We start from the raw sequence: 26,987 nt of genomic DNA on the forward strand, positions 1-26,987 counted from the left end.
GCAACGATGACCGAACACCCGGACAAATCCGAATACAAGCTCTCCCGCGCGGGTTTCGAGGATGCTTATGCTTTCAACGACACGGCACGCGCCATTATCCGCATGTACTACACCAAGTGGAATACCGGCCGCAACATCATGCGCTTTGCCGCCATTCCGGTGCCGGTAGTGACGGTGGTTGGACGGCACTACGAGCCCAATCCGGCTACGTACGGTGCCACGCCCAACTACAATGCCTACTACTACGACTCGTGGGTTGCGCCCACAGCCTTCAGCCTATTGGGTGTATCGGTGTTCGGAATGATTCGGGCCATTAATAACGGCCGCGACCAACTGTACCAAGTTATCCGGCAGTACCATGCTACGCGGCGCTTGCCACTGTCGATACGTCCAGCCGCCTTGGTCCCTTACCTAGTGGAGGTGCAGCAGGAGGGGGTGCAGCCTCGCTAATTTTTATTTGTAATGAACTTGAAATCCCCCGAAAATTTGAGCCGCTTCGTGCAGCTTTTTACCCTGAATGATACCGAAGCCACCCAGCGCGTGAGCGAGCAACTGGCGCTGGTACTGCGCGACCCGGCCGCCTACCAAAATCAGTTTGCTGATGAGCTGGAAGAACGCGGCGTCGTGGCGGCGCTACCGGTGCAGGAGCTGCGCGATTTGGCGCTGATTGATGCGCTGTTGGGCGAAGAACTGCTCTGGGAAAGTGACTGGAAAGACCCGGCCGCCGACCTGGTTTATGGCATCAACGAAACGCTGACGCAGCAGAAACGGACGGTGCGGTTGGCCGAGCCAGCCAGTGGGCGCGCCACAGTTGCCGGTCCCGAAGCGCTTGACATCGTGCAGGACCTGGCCGAGCCGGTTGGGCTGGCGGTGGTGCTTTTTACGCTGGATAGTGACTCGTACGCCTTGAGCGTGGTGGCGGATGCGCAGGCCGAGGAAGCCCGCCAGCTGGCACAGGAACTGGGCTTCGGAATAACAGTGTACTAGCCCCGAAGCGCAGAATAATCGATTGTGTAAAGGCAGTGGCGCGTACCTTGCGGGTCCATTACCCCCGCTCAATTATGCTGCTAAAAAACCTGCTGGGTGCCACGCTGCTGCTGGCCGCCACCACCGCCACTGCCCAGAACCGGCACGAATACCTGCTCGACTCCAACTGGAAATTCTCGAAGGGTGACGTGCCGAATGCAGCCAAAACGGACTTTGCCGATGCCAAATGGCAGACGGTGAGCGTACCGCACGACTGGGCCATTGCGGGGCCGTTTGATGGGAATAATGACCTGCAGGTCGTGAAGATTGAGCAGAACAACGAGAAGGGAGCTACCCAAAAATCGGGGCGCACGGGCGGGTTGCCGTTTATCGGCACGGGCTGGTACCGGCGCAAGCTAGTGGTGCCGGGTTTAGGGCCGGGGCAGCGGGCAGTGCTGCTGTTTGATGGCGCGATGAGCAACGCACACGTGTTTGTAAATGGCAAGGAAGTTGGGTTCTGGCCCTACGGCTACAACTCGTTTTCGCTGGATATAACCTCGTTTCTGAAGCCCGGCGACGGCAACGTGCTGGCGGTGCGCCTGGAGAATCAGTCGGAAGCTTCGCGCTGGTACCCCGGCGCGGGCCTCTATCGCAACGTGCATCTGGTGGTGACGGATGACGTGCATATTCCGGTGTGGGGCACTTATTTGACCACGCCCGAAATCACGACCACGCAGGCCAGCGTGCGCTTGAGAACCACGGTGGAAACGCCAGACGGCAAATTCCAGCCATTGCGGCTCGACACGGAAATTCGCGACGCGATGGGCAAGGTGGTAGCTACAACCAGCACGGAGTTGGCCAATGGGCTCACGTTTGAGCAGAACCTGACGGTACCGCAGCCCCGGCTGTGGTCGCCGGAAACGCCGGTACTGTACACGGCTTCGTCGAAGCTGTATGCGGGCAAGGCGCTGAAAGACGCGTACAAGACTTCGTTCGGCATTCGCTCCTTTAAGTTTGAAAAAGACGTGGGCTTCTCGTTGAACGGGCAGCCGCGCAAGTTTAAGGGCGTGTGCAACCACCATGATTTGGGGCCGCTGGGCGCGGCGATAAACACGGCGGCGTTGCGGCGGGAATTGGCTTTGCTCAAGGACATGGGCTGCGACGCCATCCGGACTTCGCATAACATGCCCGCGCCGGAGTTGGTGGCGCTGTGCGACGAGATGGGCCTGATGCTGATGGTGGAGTCGTTTGACGAGTGGAAAGCGCCGAAAGTCAAAAATGGCTACAGCCAGTATTTTGACGAGTGGTCGGAGAAGGATTTGGTGAATATGGTACACCACTACCGCAATAATGCGTCGGTGATAATGTGGAGTATCGGCAACGAGGTGCCCGACCAGAGCAACGCCAACGGACCCATCATCGCGAAGCGCTTGCAGGACATCGTGCATCGCGAGGACCCCACGCGCCCCGTAACCATGGGCCTGGACCGCTTCGACGACGATTTCAAGTACGGCATCGCGAACGTGCTTGACATTCCGGGCTTCAACTACAAGCCCCACCGCTACGCCGAGGCGCTGGCCAAGCTGCCGCAGGGCTTTCTGCTGGGCTCGGAAACGGCTTCGACGGTGAGTTCGCGCGGGGTGTACAAGTTTCCGGTGGAGAAGGCCAAGCAGAAGCAATATCCGGACAATCAGTCGTCGTCGTACGACCTGGAGGCTTGCGTATGGTCGCAGACGCCGGACGAGGAATTTGCTTCACAGGATGACATCCCGAATGTCATGGGCGAGTTTGTGTGGACGGGGTTCGACTACCTGGGTGAGCCCACGCCTTATGACGAAAAGTGGCCTTCGCACAGCTCCCTGTTTGGCATGCTGGACTTAGCGGGGATGCCGAAGGACCGGTACTACCTCTACCGCGCCCGCTGGAACACGGCCAAGCCCACGCTGCACATTTTGCCGCACTGGACCTGGCCCGGTCGCGAAGGCCAGACTACGCCCGTTTTTGCCTACACCAGCTACCCCTCGGCCGAGCTGTTTGTGAACGGCAAAAGCCAGGGCCGCCAGACCAAGGGACCATCGGACCAGCCCCAGACCCGCTACCGCCTGATGTGGAATGACGTGAAATACGCGCCCGGTACCCTCAAAGTGGTGGCCTACGATGCCCAGGGCAAGGCCATGGCGACAGAAGAAGTAAGAACGGCCGGCGCGCCGCACCACATCAAGCTGGTAGCCGACCGTACGGCCCTGGCCGCCGATGGGAAGGACCTGGCCTTTATCACAGCCCGTGTGGAAGACGCGCAGGGCAACCTTTGCCCCGACGCCACGCAGTCGCTCAGCTTCGCGGTGAGCGGCGCGGGCAGCTTCCGAGCCATCGGCAACGGCGACCCAACCAGTCTGGAATCCTTCCAGAAGCCACAGATGAAGTTGTTTCAGGGGCAGCTGGTGGCCATTGTGCAGGCCGGCGACAAGGCCGGGGCGGTGCAGGTGAAGGCCAGCAGCACCGGGCTCCAAGACGGTACCGTAACCCTGCAAACCAAGGCGCGCTAAGCGATAGGCGGCGTTTGTGACTTACGAGGCCGTGCGCTGGCGCACGGCCTCAAAGGCCAGCACGGCCCCAGCCACGCTCACGTTGAGCGAGTCAATGCGGCCCATCATGGGGATAATAATGGTGTCGTCGCAGGCGGCGAGGGCGGCGGGCGTGAGGCCGTCGGCTTCGGTGCCGAGGACGAGGGCCGTGGGTTGGCGGAAGTCGCAGTCGAGGTAGGAATGCGCTTTGGGCGTGAGGGCGGCGGCATAGCTGCGAATGCCCTTTTCGCGCAGAAAAGCAGTGATTTCGGCCATTGGCGCGGCGATGACGGGCACCGAGAATACGCAGCCAATGCTGGACCGGATGGTATTGGGATTGTAGAGGTCGGTGCGCGGGTCGCCGATGAGGACGGCATCGACCGGGGCAGCATCGGCGGTGCGGAGGATGGCGCCGAGGTTGCCGGGCTTCTCCACGGCTTCGAGCACGAGCAGGAGCGGGTTGGCGGGCAGGCGCAGGTCGGCCAGGGTGCGGGCGGGGGTGCGGAGGACGGCCAACAGGCCGTCGGAACCTTCGCGGTAGGCCACTTTCTCGAAGACCGGGCGCGTGACTTCGAACCACTCGGGCGAGTCTTTTTGGCCAGAAAACAGACTTTCCAGCTCGGAAATACCGGCTTCACCGGCCAGCTCGGGGCAGCTGTAGATGGTGGCGACGGGCACGCCGGCTTCCACGGCAATGGTGAACTCGCGCAGGCCCTCGACCAGGGTGAGGCCCAGAGCGCGGCGCTCGGCCGATTTCTGCTGCAGCTTCAGGAGCTGCTTGATGCGCGGGTTTTGGGGGCTACTGAGGCGGTCGAGAGGGGCAAAAGGCATGGGGCAAAGATACCGGCCGGCTGCCGGCCCCAACCATCGCCTGCCCGGCCGCGTAGGGCGGCCGACTACCTTCGCAACTGATGACCTTAAAGACCAACACCAAAATCATTGTGGGCTTTGCCCTGGCTGTAGGCGTGCTGCTGCTCACGGCGGCGGCCTCGTTCTGGAGCATCCGGGGCCTGAGCGTGCAAACCCGGAACGTGGAGCACACTTACCAAGTGCTGCAAGAGGCCGAAACCATCACGGCGGTGCTCAAGGACGCCCAGGCGGGCACGCGCGGCTACCTGCTCACCGGCGACACGGTGTACCTGCGGCCCTACAGCATGGCCACCGGCCAGCTGCCCGCCGCCCTGAAACGGGTGCTGGCCCTGACCGTGGACAACCCCGACCAGCGCGCACGGCTCGACTCCTTGCGCGGCCTGGTGGAGCAGGAATTCCGCATTCTGCGGCCCCTCACGGAGATAAAAAAAGCCATGAGCCAGTCGGCCATGCAAACGCTGCTCGACACCGACCGCCAGACCCTGCGCCAGGTCCGAATGCTGTACGCCCGCATCAAAACCAGCGAGTTGGCGCTGCTGGCCCAGCGCAGTGCGTTGCAGGACGTTTTTGAAAAAGCCACCCCCATCGTGGTGCTGATTTCGGCCGTGCTGGCCGTCCTGATTGTGGTGTGGCTGGTAATAAAAATAGTGAAGGAACTGGACGACAACCGCCGCCTGCAAAGCGAGCTGGCCGACGTGAACGCGCAAGTAGCCCGCCGCATTGCCCAGATTCGGGAACTGGCCGAGCAAGTGGTGCAGGGCGACTACACCGTTAAAATCCCGGATGAGGCCGAAGACAACCTCGGCGGGCTGGGCACGTCGCTCAACCGCATGACCCAGACGCTGGAAAGCAGTTTCAGTGCCCTCGAAAAGCGCAACCAGGAGCTCGACCAGTTTGCTTACGTGGCCTCGCACGATTTGAAAGCGCCCCTGCGCGGCGTGACCACCATTGTGAAGTGGATTGAGGACGAGCTGGCCGCCGAGCTTTCGCCCCAGCTCCACACCTACCTCGACCAGATGAAGGGCCGTTTGGCGCGCCTCGAAGACCTGATAAACGGCCTGCTGGCGTATGCCCGCGTGGGCCGCACCGCGCAATCGCGCGAGACGGTGGACGTGAATCAGCTCCTGAGCGAAGTGGCCGACCTGGTGGTGCCGCACGAGTTCACGCTGCGCATCGGCCCCGACATGCCCACCTTCGAAACCGACCGACTGAGCCTGCAACAGGTGTTCACCAATTTGCTTTCGAATGCCGTGAAATACCACCAGCGCGGGGCCGGCCACCTGGCGGTGACGTGCCAGGACATTGGCCGCTGCTACGAGTTCCGGGTGCAGGACGACGGCCCCGGTATCGCGCCGGAGTATCACCAGAAGATTTTCCTGCTCTTCCAGACCCTGCGCGACCGGCACACGGCCGAAAGCACGGGCATCGGCCTGAGCATCGTGCAGAAAATTATTAACGAGCAGCAGGGCACTATTCGCGTCGAATCGGCGGTGGGGCAGGGGGCTGGTTTTATCTTTACGTGGCCAAAATAAACTCCGGCACCAGCGCCGGGTCTGAGCATTTTGGGGTGCCATTTTAATTACCGGGGTTTACCAGGCGCGTTGCGCGGCCGGGCTTTTTATTGCTTACTTATTTCAGCTAACCATCCTATGCGTTCTGTTTTACTGGTCGAAGACGATATTTTTGATACCATGACGGCGGAGAAATCCTTTGCCAAATTCAACGTGCCGCACCAGCTGCACACCGCCTTCAACGGCGAGGAGGCCCTGGACCTGCTGCTGGGCCGCAACGGCGCGGAGGCCCTGCGTCCGCTGCCCGAAGTCATTCTGCTCGACCTGAACATGCCCCGCATGAACGGCGTCGAATTCCTGACCGAGCTGCGCGCCAACCCCGAATTTCAGCATATTCCGGTGTTCATCACCACCACTTCCAGCATGGAAGAGGACCGCGCCGGTGCCGAAACCCTGGGCGTGAGCGGCTACATCCTCAAGCCGCTGGATTTTGAAACCGGCACCGACCTGTCGGACAGCCTGAGCCTGCTGGAGAAGCTGCTCAAGTAGCGACGGGCTACGCAAGGGCCGTGACGGGTTCACTGGCGCTTCATGATAGAAGCACGGAATTTACCCGCGATTTCCGGCGTTCGATTTTCGCGGGGCGCGGGGTTTTGCGCGGGGTTCGGTATTATTGACGGGGCAAGGGTACCTTGGCCCGCCTGTTGGTCTTTACACTGTCCTTCTGTATGAAAATTCCCGTTTTTCTCCCGGTAGCATTGGTGGTCCTGTTGGGTGGCCGTGTGGCGCAGGCGCAGGACGATGCCCCACGGCAATTGGGCGCGCCGCCCGCCATGCCCACGCCCGCCCGGCCCCGCCCCGCCCCGGCCCCGCGCCAGCTGGAAACCGTACCCGTGGCCCCCCGCGACTCGGCCCGCCGCGCGGCCGTGACGGCCCCGCTGCCCGGCCCCATGGCCGCCCCCGCCCCCGTGTATGCGCCCACGCCGGCGGGCCAGCTGCCGGGTAACAACGCCCGCCCCGCCCGCTTCCAGGTGGGCCTGAAAAATGGCATGGTCTACTCGGCCAACGACGTGGAAACGAAGAATCCGCTCTTCGGCCGCTCCTACCTGCTGCTGGATGGGCGGCAGAAGTTTGAGCTAGCGGAAATCGGGTTTTACGAGGACGAAACCGGCCACTACGTGCGGACCACCCTGCCCAATTCCTCGCGGGAAACCACGCTGCGCCGCGAAAAAACCGGGCGCATCAGCCTTTATTCCATCACCTCTTCGCAGTATAGCTCGGGGCCAGGCGGCTTTGGGGGCTACCCGGGCTATGGCTACGGGGGGGTTGGAATGGGCTACGGCGGGTTTGGCGGCTACCCCTACGGCGGCTACCGCACCGTGAAAACCGAATACTTCTCCAAGGATAACGGCCCCATTCAGAACCTGACCACCAACAACCTCATGCTGGCCACCCGCGAAAACGCCGGGGCCCAGGAGCTGCTCCTGGATTCGCGCCGGTACCAGCGGCTCACGCTGGGCAGCTACGTGGTGGGCGGCGGGCTGCTCGTGGCCGGCCTGTTTCAGTCGTTGAGCTCCGGCGATGGCCGGGCCGGCATTTCACCGCTGGTTTACGTGGCCATTCCGGTGCTCATCGTCCCCATTGTGCTGCAAAGCAAGCAGGCCAACAACCAGCGCCAAGCCATTGCCCTGTATAATTCGACGCGGTGAGGACGCTTTGATTAATCAATAGGGCATGAGCATGACGGGATTTCTCAATCCTCCACCAAGCGCAGCGTAACGCCGCCCCGGCCCACCGCGTAGGCCGGGGATGAAAACGTCCGCCGTTCCTACCGCCACTGCCGAGGCCCTGGCCGCCGACTTTGCCGCTCGCCAGGCCAAGGCGCTGCTGGTACACGAGCGGCTCTGCGCCGAGTACGGGGCTCCGTTCCGCTTCTTCAGCACCAAAGACCCGCTGAGCGAGCTGGTGAGTGCCCTGCTTTCGCACCGCACCAAAAACGCCGACTCGCACCGCGCTTACCAGGAGCTGCGCGCCACTTTCCCCACCTGGGAGGCCGTGCGCGATGCGCCCCCCGAGGCCGTGCAGCACGCCATCCGGGCCTGCACCTGGCCCGAGCAGAAGGCCCCGCGCATCCAAGCCGTACTGCGCGAAATCAGCCAGCGCTGCGGCACCGAGGCCCCGTGCGCCCTGGATTTCCTGGCCGAGATGCCCATTCCCGAAGCGCGCGCCTGGCTGGAAAGCATCAGCGGGGTAGGGCCGAAAACCAGCGCGGCCACGCTCCTTTTCAGCACCCTGCGCATCCCGGCCATGCCCGTGGATAGTCACCACCACCGCGTGGCCCAGCGCCTGGGCCTCATCGGGCCGAAGGTGGGCGAAGGGCCAGCCCACAAGCTGCTTGAAGCCCTACTCCCGCCCGGCTGGGATGCCCAGCAGGTGTACGACCACCACGAGGCCCTCATGTTTCACGGGCAGAAGTGCTGCTATTTCTCGTCGCCGGCCTGCGGGCGTTGCGTGGTGCTGGACCAGTGCCCGTTTGGGCAGGCGCGGCTGGGCGGGAAAGCTGCCGGATGATGTGAGAACGTCATGCAGAGCGTAGCGAAGCATCTTGCCCGCTTCGTTAAATCGATTGGATTGCTATTGCGGTAGAGATGCTTCGACTCCGCTCAGCATGACGTTCTTTATTGCGCATCGTTACCATACAACCCAATGATTCTGCACTTGCGGGCCAAGCCCAACGCCCACCAAAACCAGCTGCTGCGCGCCGCCGCCGGCACCCTGACCGTACGTCTGAAAGCGCCGCCCCAGGAAGGCCAGGCCAACGCCGCACTGCTGGCGTTTCTGGCCACGGTGTTTGCCGTGCCCAAAAGCCGCGTGCGGCTGCTGAGCGGCCACACGGCCCCTTTCAAAAAGGTCGAAATTGAAGGCGTGAGCGAGGAAGACGGCCAGCGGGTGCTGGCTGGGGTGATGAGCTGAATGCCGCGCCAGCCCACGCCAGCGGCCGGCGGGCCTTAACTTCCGGGCCGGTTTCCACTCCCCTCCTCCCCCGCCGCCATGTCTGCCGACTTCCAGCCGCTGCTCGATGCCCTGCAATTCTCGCCCGATAACCTGCCGCTGCGCCAGCACCTGGCCCGCCAGCTCAACGCCGCTGGCCTGCCGCACGAGGCCGAAGCGCTGTGCCGCGAGGGCCTGCGCCAGTACCCCGCCGATGATGCCCTGCGCCTGAGCCTGGCCGAAGCCTACCTGACCACCGGCAAGCACTCGGCCGCTTTTGTGGTGGTAGAAGAATTGCTGGACCAGCACCCCGACCACGCCCCCGCGCACCGGCTGCACGCCCGCCTACTGCTGGCCACCGGCCAGCCCACCGAGGCCCGCGCAGCCTACGACCACGCCGTTGAGCTTGACCCGGACACGGCCGATGCTGACCTAGACCAGGCCCTGACTGCCGCCCTGCCGGCCCCCCGAGTGCCCGCCGCTACCGGCAGCGACTACCCCGCGCCCGCTGCTGCTACCGATGCCCTCAACGTGCAGGCCCAGCTGCTGGGGCTGGAAAAGCCCAAAATCAACTTCGCCGACGTGGGCGGAATGGAGGCGGTGAAGGACGAAATCCGGCTCAAAATCATCCATCCGCTGCAATTTCCGGACCTTTACAAGGCCTACGGCAAGGCCAGCGGCGGCGGGCTCTTGCTGTACGGCCCGCCCGGCTGCGGCAAAACCCACTTGGCCCGCGCCACCGCTGGCGAGGTGCAGGCCAGCTTCATCAGCGTGGGCATTTCTGACATTCTGGACATGTGGCTCGGCAATAGCGAAAAGAACCTGCACAAGGTGTTTGCGCTGGCGCGGGCGCAGGCCCCGTGCGTGCTGTTTTTTGACGAAGTGGATGCCCTAGCCGCCAACCGCCACGACCTGCGCCAGAGCGCCGGGCGCACCGTGATAAACCAGTTTCTGGAGGAATTGGACGGGGCCACGCATTCCAACGAGGGCGTGCTCATCATGGCCGCCACCAATGCGCCCTGGCACCTCGACCCCGCCTTCCGCCGCCCCGGCCGGTTCGACCGCATTACGCTGGTGACGCCGCCCGACGAGCCGGCCCGGGCCGCCATTCTCGACATCCTGCTGCGCGGCAAGCCCCTGGCCCCCGGCGTGAGCCCCGCCGCCGTGGCTGCCCGCACCGCCGGCCTGAGCGGGGCCGACCTGATGGCCCTCGTGGACGGGGCCGTGGATGTATGCCTGCGCGCCTCCATGCGTAGTGGCCGCCCCCTGCCCATCGAACAAAGCCACCTGCTGGACGCCGCCAAGCTGGTAAAACCCAGCACCAAGGAGTGGTTTGCCACGGCCCGCAACTACGCGCTGTACTCCAACGAAGGCGGGCTATACGACGACATTCTGGTGTACCTGGGGGTGAAAAAGCCGGGCGGACTGTAATGGCACAGGCATTGGAAGAAGCGGTGCGGGGGCAGCCCGGCTGGTTCGCGCAGGCCCAAAGCCTGGTCGCGGTGCGTCGCTATGCCCTGGCCGAAGAGCTGACCCGCCGCGAGCTGGCGCAAAACCCGCGCTCGGCCCTGGCGCTGGTGGTGCTGAGCATGTTGCTGAACGAGCAGAAACGCCACGGCGAAGCTGAGGCCGCCGCCCGCACCGCCCTGGCCGCGCAGCCAGGATATGCCGAGGCGTACTACTTCCTAGCCCTCAGCCTCGGCAACCAGGGCCGCAACAAGGAAGCCGGCGAGGCCATTGACACGGCCCTGGAGCTGGACCCCGGCAAGCCAAAGTTTTACGCTCTGCGGAGCTACCTGGAGTTGGTATGGGACTATCCGGTGCAGAGCCGGGCCACGGCTGAAGCCGGCCTGCGCTGGAACCCTGCCAATCTGGAGTGCCTCTATCGCCGGCTGCAGGCGCTGCGCCGGCTCGATGAAAATGACCTAGCCGAAGCCACGGCCCGCACCATGCTCCGCCTGGACCCCAGCCATTGGCGGGCGCACCTGGCCCTGGGCCAGCTGCTATTGCCGCGCGAAGCCTATGCCGAAGCCGAAAGTCATTTCCGCACGGCCTTGCAGCACCAGCCCGATTCGCGGGAAGCCCGCGAGGGCCTGTCGGTGAGTTGGAAACAACGCTACTGGCTGCCGCGCCAGATGGAGCGGCTGGACGGATACATTGTGGCCTACAACGAGTGGTTCGCAGCCCGGCTGGGCACCGCCGGCCACGCGGTAGCAATGCTGGGCCTGACGGTGGCTATTTCGCTGCTGTGCGTGCCCCTGCTGCTGCTCTACGGCTGGGCCTACCTGCGCTGGCGCCTGGCCCCCGTGGTGATGCAGCTGCGCGGCCGCCCCCTGGCTTGGCTGGGGCCGCTGAGCTGGCGGCTGGTGGCGGCCGGCCTGGGCTGCGTGGGCGCGGCCGTGCTGGCCGTGCTGATGCCGGCCCGGCTGCCGGTGGTGGCCGCCACGCTGGCCGGGCTGGCCGCCCTGGGCGTGTGGCGCGAGGTGTGGGGCGAGCCCGAACCCGAACCGGAGCGCCAGCACGCGGAATGGGGCTGGGTGGGCGGAGCCGCCGTTATCCTGTTTCTCTTCTGGCTCGATGATGCCCCACCCTCATTCCGGGCGCGCCTGTTAGTATTTGCTTATACCGGCCTGCTCAGCGCTATGGTATTCCTGCGGCCGCCCACTGCTCAATAAGCTGGAGTCTCCATTCTGTCCTTTACCGCTTGCTCATGGCCCGTTTCCCCCCTGGCACCTCTGCCCTGGCGCGCGTCTGGCTGCTGCTGGAGCACCACCGGCCGCAGCAAGCCGCCCAGCTGGCCCGCCAGTGCCTGGCCGCCGCCCCTGACCACGCGCCCACCCACTTGGCCCTGGCCGAAGCTCTGCGCCAGCTCGGCCGGCTCGATGAAGCCCGGCAGGCCGGGCAAACGGCCCTCGGCCTGGCCCCGGAAGCCGCCCAGGGCCACTACCTGCTGGCCCTTGTACTGGGCCAGCAGGGCCACCTGCGCAAAGCCACCGTTGCTCTGGACGAAGCCCTGCGGCTGGACCCCACCCGGGGCGAATATTTCGGCCTGCGGGCGCAGCTGTGCTACGTGCAGGGGCAGTACCACGCCGCCATTCAGTATGCCGGGCACGGCTTGCGGGCCGATGCGCGCCAGGCCGACTGCCTGCTCTGGCGGGCCCTGGCCCAGGAAAAGCTGACCCGAACAACCGCCGCCGATGCCACCTTCGACCAGGCATTGCGCATAGCCCCCAACAGCGCCCTGGTGCATCAATGGCGCGGCCAGCTGCTGCTCCGGCGCTTCGAGCCCCACCAGGCCGCGCTCCACCTCACCGAAGCCCTGCGCCTCACGCCTACCAACCGCGCCCTGCTGCCCCTGCTGCAACAGGCCCGGCGGCGGCAGCTCTGGCCCACCTGGCTAACGCAGCTGCACCAAAAAAGGCAGCGCGACTGGAGCACCGGCCTGCCGGTGAGCTGGACTGGCCCCGTCGTTGGCATCCTAGTCCCTTTTTTTGAGTTGCGTGGCTGGTGGCAAACGCGCACCGACCCGCTGTTTCGGGAGGATATTGCCGGACAACGCCGGATGGTAGTGCGAAACGGGGCGACAGCGGGAATAGTAGTGGCTTCATTAGGCGTAATGGTTTGCGCCTGCCTTTCTGCCGATATGCCCTTATCCTTTATCCTTTCAGGGCTGTTGATGCCCTTGCTTACATTGACAATTGGGGCGATGATAAAGTCGAAACCGGACTAACGGCGCGGCCCGCACCAATCCGAACCTCCCGGCCCTACTTCCCGCGTTTCCAGCGGTAGTATTTGCGATACCAGGGCGAGGTTTTCTTGAACAGGCTGCTGGCCGACTCATTCGGAAACATATTCACCCGGAACACCTGCATCCGGTCGGCTTCGATGGTCATGCCGCCCGTATCAGTGGCTACGCCGAGGGCGAAACCGGCTTCGCGCACCGCCGCTTTCACGGCCTCGTTCAGGTCGCCGTAGGGATAGGCGAAACTCACGATTTCGGTTTGCAGGGCGGCTTCCAACGCCGTTTTGCTGCGCTGGATTTCGGCAGCGGCGTCGGGCAACGGCAGCGTGGTGAGCCGGGGGTGCGACATGGTGTGCGCGCCGATTTCCCAGCCAGCCGCTACGAAAGCGCGCTTCTGAGCCAGGTCCATTATCTCGGAGCGTGGCTCATCGGGGTCGAAATCCGCGTCCCACTGGTTGTAGCGGATGTCGGCATCGCCCAGCAGGTAGAGCACGCCCCGGTAGCCGTATTGCTGCATCAGGGGCAGCAGGTTGGTGTAGTTATCGGTGTAGCCGTCGTCGAAAGTGAGGATGATGGGACGCAACGGAAAATCAGCCAATGACAATTCACCGTTCGCATATTTTAAATAATCGGCAAAGGTGATGGGCGTTAATTTCTGCTTTTTGAAATAGGCCAGGTGCTTTTCAAAATTCTCCTTCGTGACGTAAATCTGGTGCCTGGTGGCCAGCGGCGCATCCGGGATTTTGTGGTACATGAGCACCGGCACGAAGCCGGGAGCGGCTTTCTGCATTCGCGCGGCCTGATACACTGCCAGCACCCGGGCCGCTACCGTAGTCAGGCTGTAATGCGCCCGCACCTGCTGCCGTAGCGCGGCTGGCACCGGCTGCCGCAAAAAGCCCTGCGCATCGGCCAGCAGCACGGCAAAATCGACTGCCGCAGTGCTTTGCCGGGCCGAGATATCCCCGAAATTGGAAGCCGCCGCCGAGGCAAAAGATTCTTCGGTGACCAGGCCCGCGTAGCTGGCTTCGCCCAAGGCGAGCACGGGCCGGCCCGCGCCCAACGCCTCAATGGCCACCCGTCCCGCCCCAATCACCAGCGTGGTACGGGCCAGCCAGCCCGGCACGTCATCGCTGAAACCGACTACCTCAATCCGCTCGCCAAACGCAGCTTGCAATTGCGCCAGGGCCGTTTTGCCCGCCGCCGGCAGGTGTTGCAGCTCGCCGCCGATGAGCGCCACCCGCAACGCCGGAAACTCGCGTAGCAACACCGGAAACACCTGCGCCAGCAACGCCGCCGCCCGCTCGCCCTTGCCGCCATTGAAGCGCCCGATGAAGGAAATTCGCAAGGTGGAATCCGCGCTTGCTAATTCTTCCGTCCTAAATGCTACCCCGTTGGGAATGGCCACGATTTTGGCGTTATCCATCTTCACTTCGGTGATAAGGTGCTCCCGCAAGTTGGCGCAAATGGCAATGACTTTGTCGCCGTACACGTCAAGCAATGACGTGGAAGTGTGCAGGTGCTGGCGGCCGTGTACGGTGCTCACCAGCGGCACGGCCAGGCCGCGCAGGGCGAAATAACTCACCCAGCTGGCCGCCCGCGAGTGGCAATGCACCACATCAATCTGCTCTTTCTTAACAACCTGCCGGATGATGCGCGCATTGCGCAGCCGCTGCCGGTAGCTGCGGTTGCTGATGCCCGCCCACACCAGCGTGGCCCCTGTGGGCAGCCTATCGGCATCGGCCACCACCCATACCTGGTGGCCCTGGGCGCGGTGGGCTTCGGCCAATTGCACGGCATAGGCCACGGAGCCCGCAAAAAACTCAGCCGACAGAACGTGGAGAATGCGCATGGGGCAAAGGTATTGCCGGGCGCGGCGCTGGCCTTGCTATCCGAACTGCATGACGGCCATTTCCTGACAGTCATTTTCTATTGACAACACCCCTACCCCCGCGCCCGGCCGGCCACGTTGTCCATGTATTTCTGGCCGTTTCCGGTGTTCAGGAGCAGGATTTTCTCGTCCGGATTAATCCAGCCGGTGGCCAGGAGTTGGCGGGCGGCCGTCCAGACCGCGCCGCCTTCGGGGGCCACGAACAGGCCTTCCTGGTGGCCGAGGTCGCGCATGCCGGCCAGCATCCCTTCTTCGCTCACGCTCACCACCGTACCATGCGACTCGTGGAGGACGCGCAGCATCATATTTTCGCCCAGCGGGTGCGGCACGGCCAAGCCATTGGCCAGCGTGGCGCGGCCGTGGTAGCTGTGGCAGTTGGCTTGGCGGCCTTCGTAGGTTTCGAGGAGCGGGCAGCAGTTTTCGGCTTGCACGGCCACCATGCGGGGCAGCTTCACCGTGGGCGCGAGCCAGCCGAGGGCCTTCATTTCCTGAAAAGCTTTCCAGATGCCAATGAGGCCGGTGCCGCCGCCGGCGGGGTAAAGCAGCACGTCGGGCAGCGTCCAGTTGAGCTGTTCGGCAATTTCGTAGCCCATGGTTTTCTTGCCTTCGAGGCGGTAAGGCTCTTTCAGGGTCGAAATGTCGAGGAAGGCACCGTCGGCGTTGCGCTGGCGCACGCGCGCCCCGCAGTCGCTGATGAGGCCGTCGACCAATTCCACTTCGGCCCCGTACCAGAGGCATTCTTCCTGGAACGCCTGCGGGGTGTGGCGGGGCATTACCACCACGGCCCGCAGGCCGGCGCGGGCGCAGTAGGCGGCCAGGGCCACGCCCGCGTTGCCGGCCGTGGGGATGATGCACCCTTCCACGCCCAGCTCCTTGGCCTTGGACACGGCCATGCTCAGGCCGCGCGCCTTGAAGGAGCCGGTGGGGTTCTGGCCTTCGTCCTTGAGCAGCAGGTGGGCTAGCTCGTGGCGGGCAGCCAGGCGCGGCAGGCGCAACAGCGGCGTGAGGCCTTCGCCGAGGGTCACTTTGTTTTCTTCGTGCAGCAGCGGCAGCAGCGCGCCGTAGCGCCACATGGAGGTATCGGCCTGGTCGATTACGGCGCGGCTGAGCGGCTCGTGCAGGTCGTAGTCGGCCACCAGCGGCATGTTGCAGCAGGCCGAAACCCGTTGCAGGTCGAAGGCGGAGTATTCGGTGTCGCAGGCGGAGCAATGCAGCACAGCCAAGCGGGAAAGGGATTCGAAGGCAACCAGTTTCATGGGGCAAAGTACGGAATGACCTTGCCCGTGGTATGCCTGCCAGGGATGGATATTTGGAATAGGCTATGCCCTGCCGGAATAGTAGCGCCGCGTGAATTGCAGGAAATCTTTGTAGGGCGCGTTGTTCTCGGTGCCTTTGCGCTGGATGAAATTGAACTCCCGCTGCAAAGGGAAATTATTGATTTTGACTTCCGAAAACTCACCCGAAGCCAGTTCCTTCACCACCGCCTGCCGGGGCAGGAAAGCCAGGCAGGTATCCACGCGCACGAAGTTCTTAAGGGCTTCGGTGCCGCCTAGGCGCACGCGCACCGGCAGGGCGGCCAGCTTGATGCGGTGCCGGGCCAGCGCTTCTTCGAGCACGGCCAGGGTACCGGAGCCATCCTCGCGCAGGGCCAGCGGCGTGCTGAGCAGGTCGTGGACTTCGAGGGTCCGGTTTTCGAGCGGATTATGGGCGGCGCACACGGCCACCACATCATCCGTAAGCAAGTGCGTGTAAGTCACGTTGCTCACTTTGTGAATGCCTTCGATGATGCCGAGCTCAATTTCGTGGTCAAGCAAAGCGCGCAGGATATTGTCGCTGTTGCGGTTTTTGAGGCTGAGCTGGCGGTTGGGGTGCAGGCGCAGGTAGGCAGACACCACGGGCGGCAACACATACAGCGAAATGGTGGTGCTGGCCCCAATGATGAGGTGCTGGCTGGGCGCGAAGTCTGGGCTCAGCTCGCTCATTTCCTGGTGCAGCTCCTGCTGCAGCTGCTTGGCTTGCAGCAGCTTCTGGTAGAGCTTGAGGCCGGCTGGGGTGAGTTGGATGCTGCTGCCCAGGCGCTCGAACAGGCCGGTTTTGTAGTGTTCCTCCAGCGCCTTCACCTGCTTGCTCACCGCCGATTGGCTGGTGAACAGCGCCTGGCTGGCTTTGGTGAAGCTCAGGCGCTGGGCCACTTCGAGAAAGACTTCGTGCGGGTGCGAAAGCATGGGACAAAGATGCATCCGCGTCTTTTAGGTTTCTTTGGGACAGGCGTCTGCATCAGGCCTAATTAATCATCAACAAAACCCTATATTCAGCCCGTGAACTGCCCCTTCAAGCCTTTGTCGTTGGTGTTGCTGCTGAGTAGCCTGGCCGGCTGCGCCCGCCGCCCGGCCGCTACCTACCAGCCGCTGGCCGCCACCACCCCGGCCCCAGAGGCCGCCCGGCTGCTGTTTCTCAGCTGCCGGCTGACGGCCGCGCCCACCGGCACGCGGCTGGAAGTGCTACAAGCCAAAGCCGTGCCCGGCGAGCTCAAAACCCCGCAAACCGAAGCCGATACGCCCGATTTTGTGCGTGTACTCCAGCTCGACGGCCGGGGCCAGGTACTGAGCCAGGTGCGGGTGGCGCACCCGCTGCGCCGCAGCGTAGAGCACGTAGCCGACGACCATCGCACCTTCCAGCGCAGCGAGGTGGTGCTGCCCACGGCCGAGTTTTTTGTGCGGCTGGCCCTGCGCCCCACCACGGCCGCCATTCGGGTGGAAGAGGTGGTGGCGGGCACCACAACCAAACTTTCTGAATTCCCCATTCCCTCGAAATCATAACCTAAACCCATGAAAAAACTCGCTACGCTCTGGCTGCTGCTGTTGCTTTGCGCCGCGCTGGCCATGCCCGGCCAGGCCCAGACTTTCCCGGTTGATACGCTGGTGAAAACCGGCCCGCTGGCCAAGCGCATCAACCTGGTTTTCATTCCCGATGGCTACCAGGCCAGCGAAATGGCCCTGTTCCGCATCCGGGCCACGCAGGTGATTAACAGCCTGTTCGGGCAGTCACCATTTCTGGAATACCAGCCTTATTTCAACGTGTTTGCCATTGAAGTGCCGTCGGCCCAAAGCGGCACGACGCACCCGCGCACGGCCCCCGACTGCCCGGCAACGTCGGTGGTCTACTCGAACTCCACGTATTTCAACAGCACGTTCGACTTCGGCGGCATTCACCGCTTGCTGGTGCCGCAGGGCAACGCGGCCGTGGGCACCGTGCTGGCCAATAATTTCCCGCGCTACGACCAGGTTTTCGTGCTGGTGAACTCCACCGAGTATGGCGGCTCGGGCGGGGCGCTGGCCACGGCCTCGGCCAACACCAGTGCCACCGAAATTATGGTGCATGAAATCGGCCACTCGATGGCCGCGCTGGCCGATGAGTACTGGGCCGGCCCCCAGTACGCCCGCGAAACATTCAACATGACCCAAACCACCAACCCCACCACCGTGCGCTGGGCCCCGTGGATGGGCACCAGCGGCATCGGCACCTACCCGCACACCACCGACCCCAGCTGGCAAAAACCCCACCAGAACTGCAAGATGCAGTACCTGGGCGTGCCGTTCTGCGCCGTGTGCCGCGAGGCATTCGTGGAGAAATTTCACACGCTGGTGTCGCCGCTGCAGGCGTATTCGCCCGCCACGCTGGCCATCAACGCGCCTACGCAAAACCTGTCGTTCGCCCTCACGCTGCTGCCACCCACGCCCAACACCCTACGCGTGACCTGGACCCGCGACGGCACCGTGTTTGCCCGCAACACCGCCACGGCCACCGCCACGCTGGCCCAGCTACCGGTGGGCACGCACGTCGTGCGCGCTACGGTGGTAGATACCACCGCCCTCACGCGCCGCGCCGCCCACCTCACCCAGCACACTTATACCGTGGATTGGACCATCAACCGCACCACCACCGGCGTGAGCATGGCCTCCACCACGGCCGAATACGAAGTTGAAACCTACCCCAACCCCGTGGCCGACGTGCTGAACCTGACCTACACGCTGCCCCGCCCCGCGCCTGTGTCCTTCACGGTGCTCGACGCGGCCGGGCGCGTGGTGAAAACCATTCGCTACGGCCGCCAGGCCCCGGGCCGCTACCAATACGCGCTCCGGCCCGAGGAACTGAACCTGCGCGCCGCCGGGGTTTATTCCTTGCTGATTGACGTGGATGGCATTATGATGAACCGGCAGCTGGTGAAGGAGTAATCTGCTTTGCAGCTAATGCAAAAGGCCCGGGACAATTGTGTCCCGGGCCTTTTGCATTCGACAGCCCAAGCCTTAGCTATCGCAGCCGCCGCTGAAACGCGGCCAGAAACAGCCCGACGTGGTAGCCGTCGCCGAGTCCGTGGTGCAGGTTGACTGATACCGGCATTTGCCGGGTATCGCCCTCGCTGAATACCTGGCCGAAGGATATTTTGGGGCAGCTGTCCGGGTGCGAGAAACTACGGGCGTGCGAGAGCGCCGTGAAGCGCACCCACGGCAGGGCCGAGCAATGCACGGTGTCGGGCCGGCCGGTGGTGTCGCTCAGGCGCAGGCCGGTGCTGGCCTGCACGGCCGCTATTTCGGCCTCAGCGGCGGCGATGAAGCCCGCCAGGGAATCATGCTGCTCGATAAAGGAGAAGGCAAACGTATGGTCGGACCGGCCGAGGGTAGCGGAGGCGTGAATGCGGTCGTAGAGGTATACCTGGCCGTCTTCGATACGGTAGCGGAAGGCTTCTACTTCGTTGGCCGCCTCCAGGGCATGGTAGAGGTAGTACAGGAAAAACGACACGCCCAGCCGCTTGGCTTCGGCCTGGGCATTGGTGCAATCCACGTTGGCAGTGAGGCCGAAAAAGGGTTCTTCGAAGGCCGAGAAGAAGGCAAAATGCTCGCGGCGGGGCCAGGTTTCGAGGTCAATCAGGTGCTTCATGGCGGGCAAAGGTCGGTAGCTTTGCGGCGTACAAACGCTCTCCTGTCCTATGCCTACGCAAACTTTCATTGCCTTCGACGCCGACGACACGCTTTGGACCAACCAGCCGCATTTCGACCATGTTGAAGCCCAGCTGCTCCAGATTCTCGCGCCGCATGCCGATACTGCCACCATTAATGCCCGCCTCTACGACGTGCAGCGGGCCAACATGCAGCTGTTCGGCTACGGGGCCAAGTCGTTCATGCTGTCGATGATTGAAACCACGATTCAGCTCTCGGGCGGCGCGGTGGTGGGCAGCGAAATCCAGCGGATTCTGGATTTGGGGAAGGACCTGCTGCGCTTCGCCATCGAGCCGCTGCCCGATGTGGTGGATGTGCTGACGGAGCTGAAGGAGCGCGGCCACAAGCTGATTATTCTCACCAAAGGCGACCTGTTCGACCAGGAAAGCAAAATTGCCCGCTCCGGCCTGGGCGACTTTTTCGACCATGTTGAAATCGTGAGCGAGAAAGACGCACCCACATATCAGCGCCTTTTTGCCCGCCTTGGGGCCACGCCGGAGAACTTCGTGATGATTGGCAACTCGCTGAAATCGGACATTCTGCCGGTGGCCAAGCTGGGTTTTCCGGCCATTCACATCCCTTACCACGCCAACTGGATTCATGAGCACGTGCCCGCCGAGCTGCTGGCTGACGTGGAGTTTCGGGCGGTGGAGCGGCTGCGGGAGGTGCTGGAGCTGGTACGGTAGACTGGAAGGCTGCCGTATTGGTATTTAGCCAGGCAGCGAAATAGGCGGCAGCAGTTCCGTAGCCACTGGCTGGCCGGCAGCCCAGCCGTCGAGATTGCTGCGGGTGGTGGCGGCGATGTGCTCCAGCGCCTCCTGCGTCAGGAAAGCTTGGTGGGCGGTGACGAGGACGTTGGGCAGGGTGAGCAGCCGGGCAAACAGCGCGTCGGTGGGCGGGTTTTGGCGGTGGTCGACGAAAAACAGCTTTTTTTCGCCCTCATACACATCGAGGCCCAGGTAGCCCAGCTGGCCGGTTTCCAAGGCCGCGATGGCGGCGGCGGTGTCCAACTCGGCCCCGCGACTGGTGTTGATGAGCATCACGCCGGGCTTCATGCGCGCCAGCCGGACGGCATCAATCAGATAGGGCGCGTGCGGAACCATCGGGGCGTGCAGGGTGATGATGTCGGCCTGCGCGCAGAGGTCGTCGAGCGTGGTGTAGGTGAGACCGAACTGCGTGGTCAGGGCCGGATTGGGCACCGGGTCGTAGCCCAGCAGCCGGCAGCCGAAGCCGTGCAGAATGTCCGCCACCACGCCGCCAATATGACCCAGGCCCACAATGCCCACGGTTTTGCGGTGCATGTCGAACCCAATCAGCTCATCGAGCCGGAAGTCGTGCGCCCGCAGCTGCTGGTCGGCCTGGCGCAGGCGGCGGTTGAGGGCTAGCATGAGGGCCACCGCGTGCTCGGCAATGGCGTGGGGCGAATATTCGGGCACGTTGGCCACCCGCAGGCCCAGTTGCTGGGCGCGGGTCAGGTCCACCTGCTCATGGCCGGTGGCCCGAATGGTGAGGAATCGGACGCCCTGTGCGTGCAAGGCCTCAAGCACGGCAGCAGAAGCGTCATCGGTACTGAAAATGGCCACGGCATCCGTGCCGTGCGCCAGAGCCGCCGTTTCCATCCCGAGGTTTTCTTCTATAAACCGCAGCTCGTGCGCGGTGCCGACCGCCTTGGTCAGATATGGGCGCTCAAATGGCTTCGTGCTAAAGACCGTGGTTTTCATAAGAAAGGAGGACAGTAAGGCGTTTAAGGTACGTCATCGCCACCCGGAAACGGGAAACCAATCCGTACCCAGGCACCGGAACAAAGACTAATTGCTACCTTCCGCCCGGCTTTCCCCCACCCCCCTCCCCCATGCTGGCTCGTTACCGCTTCCTCCCGCTGCTGCTCTTGCTGCTGGCGGCCTCGTCGTGCTCCAAAAAAACTGCCCAGGAGCAAGCCGCCGAAACGGCCCAGACCGACGGCGACGAAATCGACCCGTACTCCAACTTGGTTTTCACCTTCGATGAAAAAGTGGTGGATGAGGGCCAGCAGAACCGCTGGGATACCACGCGCTACGTCACGTTCTCGCCCAAAATCCGGGGCAAGTTCAAGTGGACCGGCGACCGGGAATTGACGTTCTCGCCGCTGGAGCCCTTCCGGCCTAGCACCGTTTTCTCGGCCTCGCTGCGGCCCGAGACGCTGCCCAGTGGCAAGCAAAAGCTGGCCCTCAACCGGCCCAAATTCCACACGCCATACCTGGATATGGCCGCGCCGCAGGTGTTCTACGGCAGCTCGAAGCGGGCGGCGGGCACGGCGGAATTGCGCGCCAACCTGGTTTTTAATTACCCCGTGCGGCCCTCCGATGTGAAGTCGCGCCTGAAGGTGACGCAGGGTGGCAAGCCCGTGGCCGTGGAAGTGAACTCGGCCGAGCCGGACGCCATGGTGGCCGTGACTTTTATGCAGGACGTGCAGCCGGGCACGCCCGTTCAGATTGACATTGCGCCCGGCCTGCGCCCCGCCACCGGCACCAAGGCCACCGAGAAAGTCCTCACCGCCCAAGCCGAAATCCCTGACCAAAGCACATTGGAAGTGCGCGAGCTGACGGGTTCGCTGCTCAACGGCCAGCCGGTGGTGACACTGCTGCTCAACCAGCCCGTGAGTACCACCGACGTGCAGCCCAATTTGAAGGTGACGCCCGCCGTGGCCTTTTCGGTAGAGGCGCTGGAAAGCGGCTTGGCGCTACGCGGCGGCTTCGAGGTGGGCAAAACCTACCAGATTTCGCTGGCGGCCGGCACGCGCGGCCTGCTGGGCGGCAGCCTGGGCGAGGCGTTCAGCCAGGCGGTTTCGTTTGGGGATGAGCGGCCGAGTCTGAGCTTCACGAGCAGCGAAAAGGCCATGTATCTGGATGCGCTGGGGAACCGGAATCTGGGCCTGCGCATCAACGAAGTGGCCAAGGTGAAGGTGACCATTGCCAAGGTCTACGCCAATAATATTCAGCAGCTGCTGCGCGGTGAAAAGCAGTACGGCTACCCCGAATACGACGAGGACGAGCCCCGCGAATCGAACACCGACGAAAACGGAGACTACATCGACCGCAGCTTTCAATATTATGACACCGAGAGCATCGGCAACGTGCTGTCGGAGCGCACCATTTCGGTGGACGGCCTGCCCAAGGAAGGCGGTTTGCGCCTGCTCAATCTCAACCTGAAAGACCTTGAATTTCAGGGGCCGATGAAAGGGATGTACGTCATTCGGGTGCAGGATACCGAGCGGCAGTGGCTGCAGGTGAGCAAGCTGGTGGCGGTGACCGATTTGGGCCTGATTGTGAAGCAGGGCACGACGGGCGGCACGGTGGTGTTTGCCAGTTCCATCCGCACGGCCGAGCCGCTGGCGGGCGTCACAGTGAACCTCGTGAGCTCGAATAACCAGGTGATTGGCACGACGACGACGGACAAATCCGGCGTGGCGCAGTTCGACTCGGCGGCGAGCATGAAGCGCTTCACGCTGGGCATGATTACGGCCGTGAAGGATGCCGACTTTTCCTTTCTGGATTTGACCAAAAGCCGGGTCGAAACCTCGCGCTTCGAGGTGGGCGGGCTGACCTCGAACGCGGCGCACTACCAAGCGTTTCTGTACGGCGACCGCAACCTGTACCGGCCCGGCGACACGGTGCGCACTAACACCGTCATCCGCACCGAAGACTGGAAGAACCCGCCCACCGGCTTGCCCCTAAAAATCCGCCTGCTACTGCCCAGCGGCAAGGAATACAGCAGCTTACAGCAGAAGCTGAGCGCGGCGGGCAGCTTTGAAAGCCGCTTCATTCTGCCGCCCACCATCATGACTGGCCTCTACACGATGGAGGTGCTGACCGGCAACGACGTGCTGCTGACCTCGCAGCAAATCAGCGTCGAAGAATTCATTCCCGACCGCATGAAGGTGACCGTGATGGCCGCGCCCAAAACCGTAAAACCGGGCCAGGACGTGACGGCCAGCATCACGGCCGTGAACCTCTTCGGACCGCCCGCCGCCGACCGCAAGTTTGAGGTCGAATTCTCGCTGAAGCAGAAGGCGTTTTCGGCCCCGAAATACCCCGACTACAGCTTCACCATTAATAGCGGCGAGCGGCGCAAATCGACCAACGAGGACGGCGAATCCAGCGAAAGCGCCCTCACCTCGCGCTTCGAAAAAACCGTGCGCGAGGGTACCACCGACGCCGCTGGCCACGGCACCGCCGCCTACACCGTGCCCGATTTCCACGACCTCGGCACGCTCGAAGGCGTGGCCTTCGCTACGGTGTTCGACGAAACCGGCCGGCCCGTGAACCGCCTCGCCACCTTCGACGTGCAAACCCAGGCCACGATGTTCGGCATCGCCAACCTGCCTGACCTCATCAGCACCAAACAGGCCCTCACGGTGAAGCTGCTGGCCCTCACGCCGGCCGGCAAACCCATCTCGGCGCAGGCCGATATCAAGGTGGTGCGCCGGCTCTGGGAAACCGTGCTGGAGCGCCAGGGCGGCCGCTACGTGTACAATTCGCAGCAGCGCGACCAGGTGATTTTGAGCCAAAGCCGCGCCGTGGGGGCCGAGACCAGCTTCAGCTTCACCCCCATCTACTCGGGCGAGTACGAGGTGCGCGTGAGCCGGCCGGGCGCCAGCAGCTACGTCACGCAGCGGTTTTACGCCTACGGCTACGGCGATACCCAGGCCAATTCCTTCGAGGTGAACAACGAGGGCGAGGTGACCATCGAGGCCGACAAAGCCAAGTATGAACCCGGCGAAACGGCCAACCTGCTGCTGAAATCGCCCTTCGCCGGCCGCATTCTGGTGACGGTGGAGCGGGCCAACGTGCTCGACCATTTCTACGTGACCACCGACGGCAAGGCCGCCGAGGTCAAAATCCCCATCAAAGCCGAGCACGTCCCCAACGTGTACGTGACCGCCACCGCCGTGCGCGCCCACACCGCCCAGGACCGCCTGCCCCTCACCGTGGCCCGCGGCTTCCTGCCCCTGACCGTGGAAAAGGCCGATTCGCGCCTGCCTGTGGCCATTGCCGCGCCCGCCGCCAGCCGCTCGCAAACCTGGCAGACCGTGGAAATCACCACCGCGCCCCGTGCCCAGCTTACCCTGGCCGTGGTGGACGAGGGCATTCTCCAGCTCAAAAACTACCAGACGCCCGACCCGCACGCCTACTTCTACCAGAAACGGGCATTGGAAGTATCGGCCTTCGACGTGTACCCCTTCCTCCTCCCGGAACTTGGCACCAGCAGTAGCGGGGGCGACGCGGCCGACATGCGCAACCGCACCAACCCCGTGCCCAACCGCCGCATGAAACTGGTCTCGAAATGGAGCGGCGTCCTCACCGCCGACGGCGACGGCAAAGTGCGCTACCGGGTGCGCGTGCCGCAGTTCAGCGGGGCGCTCCGCATCATGGCCGTGGCCTACAAAGACGATGCCTTCGGCTCGGCCGAAGCCACGATGAAGGTGGCCGACCCGGTGGTGATTTCGACCGCGCTGCCCCGGTTTATGAGTCCGGGAGATACGATTGACGTGCCGGTGACGCTGACGAATACGACGAAAAACAAGCTCGGTGTTTCCTTCTCTAATGAGCTTACAGGCCCACTTCAAGCCATCGAAGAAACTTATTTCGAGGGAGCACATAGTCCTCCGGCACAGAAAATTGAAGGCTCAAATGTGCTGGTGCCCATTCTGCCTAATGCAGAAAACAGAATCATCTTTCGAGTAGTTGCAAAGCAGTCCATTGGCACAGGCCAAATCCTTATAGTTGCTAAAGCCTACACAGTTGGCACTGGAAAGGCCGAAACGTTTACCGAAACCATCGAACTTCCCATCCGCCCCGCCGCCTCGCTCGAAAAGCGCACCGGCAGCGGCGTAGTGGCCAGCGGGGCCACGCTCCCGCTCAACCTGAAAACCGATTTCCTGCCGTCGTCGCTGACCAGCCGGCTGGTCGTGAGCCGCTCGCCGCTCACGGAGTTCAGCAAGGATTTGCGCTACCTGCTGCAATACCCCTACGGCTGCCTGGAGCAAACCGTGTCGGCCGCTTTCCCGCAGCTGTATTATGCCGATTTGGCCGCCACCTTGCAGCAGAAATCCGGTTCCGGCCCGAAAGCGCAGCGCTACAACCCGAACTACCACGTCCAGGAAGCCATCCGCAAGATTGAGAGCATGCAGCTCTACAACGGCAGCCTGAGCTACTGGCCGGGCGGCGACTACGACAACTGGTGGGCCACCGCCTACGCCGCCCATTTCCTGCAGGAAGCCCAGCAGGCCGGCTTCGCGGTGAACAAATCCGTGCTCGACAAGGTGCTGAAATACCTGGCCTTCCGCCTCAAAAAGCGCGAAACCGAGCCCTACCAGTACTTCGACGCCAACAACCTGGCCCGCCAGCGCACGATAGCCAGCAAGGAAATCGCCTACTCGCTCTACGTCCTCGCCCTGGCCGGCCGCCAGGACCCCGTGGCGATGAACTACTACCGCGCCAACCGCCCCCTGCTGGCCGAAGACTCTAAGTTCCTGCTCGCCTGCACCCAGAGCCTGCTCGGCAACCAGCGCGCCTTCCGCGAACTGCTGCCCACCAGGTTCGGTAGCGAGCGAGCCGCCAAGCGCGCCCTTGATGGCTCGTTCTACTCCCCCATCCGCGACGAAGGCCTCATCCTCAACGCCCTCGTCAGCACCGACCCCAACAACCCGCAAATCCCCGGCATCGCCCGCCAGCTCAGCCGCCAGATGAAAGCCGCACCCTGGCTAAGCACGCAGGAAAGCGCCTTCGCCCTCCTCGCCCTCGGCAAAATAGCCCGCCAGAACGCCCGCAGCACCGCCACCGCCAGCCTGTTCATCGACGGTAAACCAGCCGGCAACTTCGATGGCAAAGACCTTACGCTGCGCAACGTGGCCAACCGCAACGTCAGCATCCGCACCGCCGGCAAGGGCAGCCTCTACTACTTCTGGGAAACCGAAGGCATCTCCGCCAGCGGCCAGGTGAAGGAGGAAGATTCTTACCTGAAAGTGCGCCGCCAGTTCCTGAACCGCGACGGAGCGCCCCTGGGCACCCCCACCTTCCGCCAAAACGATTTGGTAGTGGTAAAAATCACCATCGAAGCGGGCGACGGGGTCGGCGAAATCAAGAACGTGGCCATTACGGATTTGCTCCCCGCCGGCTTGGAAATCGAGAACCCGCGCATCGGTGCCTTGCGGGAATTGGCTTGGGCGAAGGATGCGGCCACGCCGGACTACCTGGACGTGCGGGATGACCGGATTAACATGTTCACCACCGCCACGGGCACGCCGAAAGCATTTTACTACCTGTGTCGGGCAGTGTCGAAAGGCACTTTCAAACTCGGGCCAGTGAATGCGGACGCGATGTACAACGCGGAGTACCACAGCTACAACGGGGCCGGCGTGGTGCGGGTGCGTTGATGGCGCAGGCCTGCGGCCCGTGCCGACTATTGGCGGGCCTCTGG

Annotated in this window: 21 protein-coding genes; 15 read left to right on the top strand and 6 right to left on the bottom strand. The window is 63.4% G+C overall.

What is annotated here, in order from left to right:
- Window positions 1–6: 6 nt before the first annotated feature.
- The 3 genes from ACVWYF_RS14020 (at window position 7) to galB (ending at window position 3,512) form a co-directional block, all read left to right on the top strand.
- Window positions 7–450, top strand: coding sequence for a hypothetical protein (locus tag ACVWYF_RS14020; RefSeq protein WP_457069004.1), 444 nt, complete (start codon window positions 7–9; stop codon window positions 448–450).
- A 12-nt stretch (window positions 451–462) separates the two neighbouring features.
- Window positions 463–987, top strand: a complete 525-nt coding sequence (locus ACVWYF_RS14025) for a DUF6630 family protein (protein ID WP_457069006.1) — start codon at window positions 463–465, stop codon at window positions 985–987.
- A 74-nt stretch (window positions 988–1,061) separates the two neighbouring features.
- Window positions 1,062–3,512, top strand: a complete 2,451-nt coding sequence (gene galB / locus ACVWYF_RS14030) for a beta-galactosidase GalB (protein ID WP_457069008.1) — start codon at window positions 1,062–1,064, stop codon at window positions 3,510–3,512.
- Window positions 3,513–3,533: 21 nt separating this feature from the next.
- Here galB and ACVWYF_RS14035 read toward each other — a convergent pair whose 3' ends face one another.
- Window positions 3,534–4,361 carry a TrmH family RNA methyltransferase gene (locus ACVWYF_RS14035; protein WP_457069010.1) on the bottom strand — a complete coding sequence of 276 codons (828 nt, stop codon included), beginning with the start codon at window positions 4,359–4,361 and terminating at the stop codon, window positions 3,534–3,536.
- Between the two features lie 80 nt (window positions 4,362–4,441).
- Between ACVWYF_RS14035 and ACVWYF_RS14040 the strand changes: the two genes are divergently transcribed.
- The 8 genes from ACVWYF_RS14040 (at window position 4,442) to ACVWYF_RS14075 (ending at window position 12,632) form a co-directional block, all read left to right on the top strand.
- On the top strand, window positions 4,442–5,932 hold the full coding sequence (locus ACVWYF_RS14040; RefSeq protein ID WP_457069012.1) for a sensor histidine kinase: 1,491 nt from the start codon (window positions 4,442–4,444) through the stop codon (window positions 5,930–5,932).
- Window positions 5,933–6,049: 117 nt separating this feature from the next.
- Window positions 6,050–6,460, top strand: coding sequence for a response regulator (locus ACVWYF_RS14045; protein ID WP_457069014.1), 411 nt, complete (start codon window positions 6,050–6,052; stop codon window positions 6,458–6,460).
- Window positions 6,461–6,639: 179 nt separating this feature from the next.
- Window positions 6,640–7,620, top strand: a complete 981-nt coding sequence (locus ACVWYF_RS14050) for a hypothetical protein (RefSeq protein ID WP_457069016.1) — start codon at window positions 6,640–6,642, stop codon at window positions 7,618–7,620.
- A gap of 100 nt (window positions 7,621–7,720) precedes the next feature.
- Window positions 7,721–8,482: an endonuclease III domain-containing protein gene (locus tag ACVWYF_RS14055; protein WP_457069018.1), complete on the top strand. Its 762-nt coding sequence runs from the start codon at window positions 7,721–7,723 to the stop codon at window positions 8,480–8,482.
- A 135-nt stretch (window positions 8,483–8,617) separates the two neighbouring features.
- The gene (locus tag ACVWYF_RS14060) at window positions 8,618–8,884 is read left to right on the top strand and encodes a DUF167 domain-containing protein (RefSeq protein WP_457069020.1); all 267 of its coding nucleotides are present in this window, start codon (window positions 8,618–8,620) and stop codon (window positions 8,882–8,884) included.
- Between the two features lie 78 nt (window positions 8,885–8,962).
- Window positions 8,963–10,333, top strand: coding sequence for an AAA family ATPase (locus tag ACVWYF_RS14065; protein WP_457069022.1), 1,371 nt, complete (start codon window positions 8,963–8,965; stop codon window positions 10,331–10,333).
- Window positions 10,333–11,577 carry a tetratricopeptide repeat protein gene (locus ACVWYF_RS14070; RefSeq protein WP_457069024.1) on the top strand — a complete coding sequence of 415 codons (1,245 nt, stop codon included), beginning with the start codon at window positions 10,333–10,335 and terminating at the stop codon, window positions 11,575–11,577. Before ACVWYF_RS14065 ends, ACVWYF_RS14070 begins: the two co-directional genes overlap by 1 nt.
- Before the next feature lie 35 nt (window positions 11,578–11,612).
- The gene (locus ACVWYF_RS14075) at window positions 11,613–12,632 is read left to right on the top strand and encodes a tetratricopeptide repeat protein (protein WP_457069026.1); all 1,020 of its coding nucleotides are present in this window, start codon (window positions 11,613–11,615) and stop codon (window positions 12,630–12,632) included.
- Between the two features lie 34 nt (window positions 12,633–12,666).
- Here the strand turns inward: ACVWYF_RS14075 and ACVWYF_RS14080 are convergent, their stop codons facing one another.
- The 3 genes from ACVWYF_RS14080 to ACVWYF_RS14090 all read right to left on the bottom strand — a co-directional run bounded on the left by ACVWYF_RS14080 (window position 12,667) and on the right by ACVWYF_RS14090 (window position 16,757).
- Window positions 12,667–14,493 carry a polysaccharide deacetylase family protein gene (locus tag ACVWYF_RS14080; protein WP_457069028.1) on the bottom strand — a complete coding sequence of 609 codons (1,827 nt, stop codon included), beginning with the start codon at window positions 14,491–14,493 and terminating at the stop codon, window positions 12,667–12,669.
- 92 nt (window positions 14,494–14,585) lie between these two features.
- Window positions 14,586–15,788, bottom strand: a complete 1,203-nt coding sequence (locus ACVWYF_RS14085; RefSeq protein ID WP_457069030.1) for a threonine synthase — start codon at window positions 15,786–15,788, stop codon at window positions 14,586–14,588.
- Window positions 15,789–15,851: 63 nt separating this feature from the next.
- Window positions 15,852–16,757 carry a LysR substrate-binding domain-containing protein gene (locus ACVWYF_RS14090; RefSeq protein ID WP_457069032.1) on the bottom strand — a complete coding sequence of 302 codons (906 nt, stop codon included), beginning with the start codon at window positions 16,755–16,757 and terminating at the stop codon, window positions 15,852–15,854.
- 93 nt (window positions 16,758–16,850) lie between these two features.
- On the opposite strand from ACVWYF_RS14090, the gene ACVWYF_RS14095 reads away from it, so the two are divergent.
- Together ACVWYF_RS14095 and ACVWYF_RS14100 are read left to right on the top strand one after the other, a co-directional pair.
- On the top strand, window positions 16,851–17,351 hold the full coding sequence (locus ACVWYF_RS14095; RefSeq protein ID WP_457069034.1) for a hypothetical protein: 501 nt from the start codon (window positions 16,851–16,853) through the stop codon (window positions 17,349–17,351).
- A gap of 9 nt (window positions 17,352–17,360) precedes the next feature.
- The gene (locus ACVWYF_RS14100; RefSeq protein WP_457069036.1) at window positions 17,361–18,767 is read left to right on the top strand and encodes a M64 family metallopeptidase; all 1,407 of its coding nucleotides are present in this window, start codon (window positions 17,361–17,363) and stop codon (window positions 18,765–18,767) included.
- Between the two features lie 76 nt (window positions 18,768–18,843).
- Here ACVWYF_RS14100 and ACVWYF_RS14105 read toward each other — a convergent pair whose 3' ends face one another.
- Complete coding sequence (locus ACVWYF_RS14105; protein ID WP_457069038.1) at window positions 18,844–19,470, bottom strand: CatA-like O-acetyltransferase; 627 nt, start codon at window positions 19,468–19,470, stop codon at window positions 18,844–18,846.
- Window positions 19,471–19,519: 49 nt separating this feature from the next.
- Here ACVWYF_RS14105 and ACVWYF_RS14110 point away from each other — a divergent pair, with 49 nt between their 5' ends.
- Window positions 19,520–20,215: an HAD family hydrolase gene (locus ACVWYF_RS14110; RefSeq protein WP_457069041.1), complete on the top strand. Its 696-nt coding sequence runs from the start codon at window positions 19,520–19,522 to the stop codon at window positions 20,213–20,215.
- 24 nt (window positions 20,216–20,239) lie between these two features.
- Here ACVWYF_RS14110 and ACVWYF_RS14115 read toward each other — a convergent pair whose 3' ends face one another.
- Entirely contained in the window at window positions 20,240–21,250 is a 1,011-nt protein-coding gene (locus ACVWYF_RS14115) for a 2-hydroxyacid dehydrogenase (protein ID WP_457069043.1), read from the bottom strand.
- 131 nt (window positions 21,251–21,381) lie between these two features.
- On the opposite strand from ACVWYF_RS14115, the gene ACVWYF_RS14120 reads away from it, so the two are divergent.
- A complete protein-coding gene (locus tag ACVWYF_RS14120; RefSeq protein ID WP_457069045.1) occupies window positions 21,382–26,943 on the top strand; it encodes an alpha-2-macroglobulin family protein in 5,562 nt (1,853 codons plus the stop codon).
- The last annotated feature ends 44 nt before the right edge of the window (window positions 26,944–26,987 follow it).

The sequence above is a fragment of the Hymenobacter sp. UYAg731 genome (assembly GCF_054061335.1).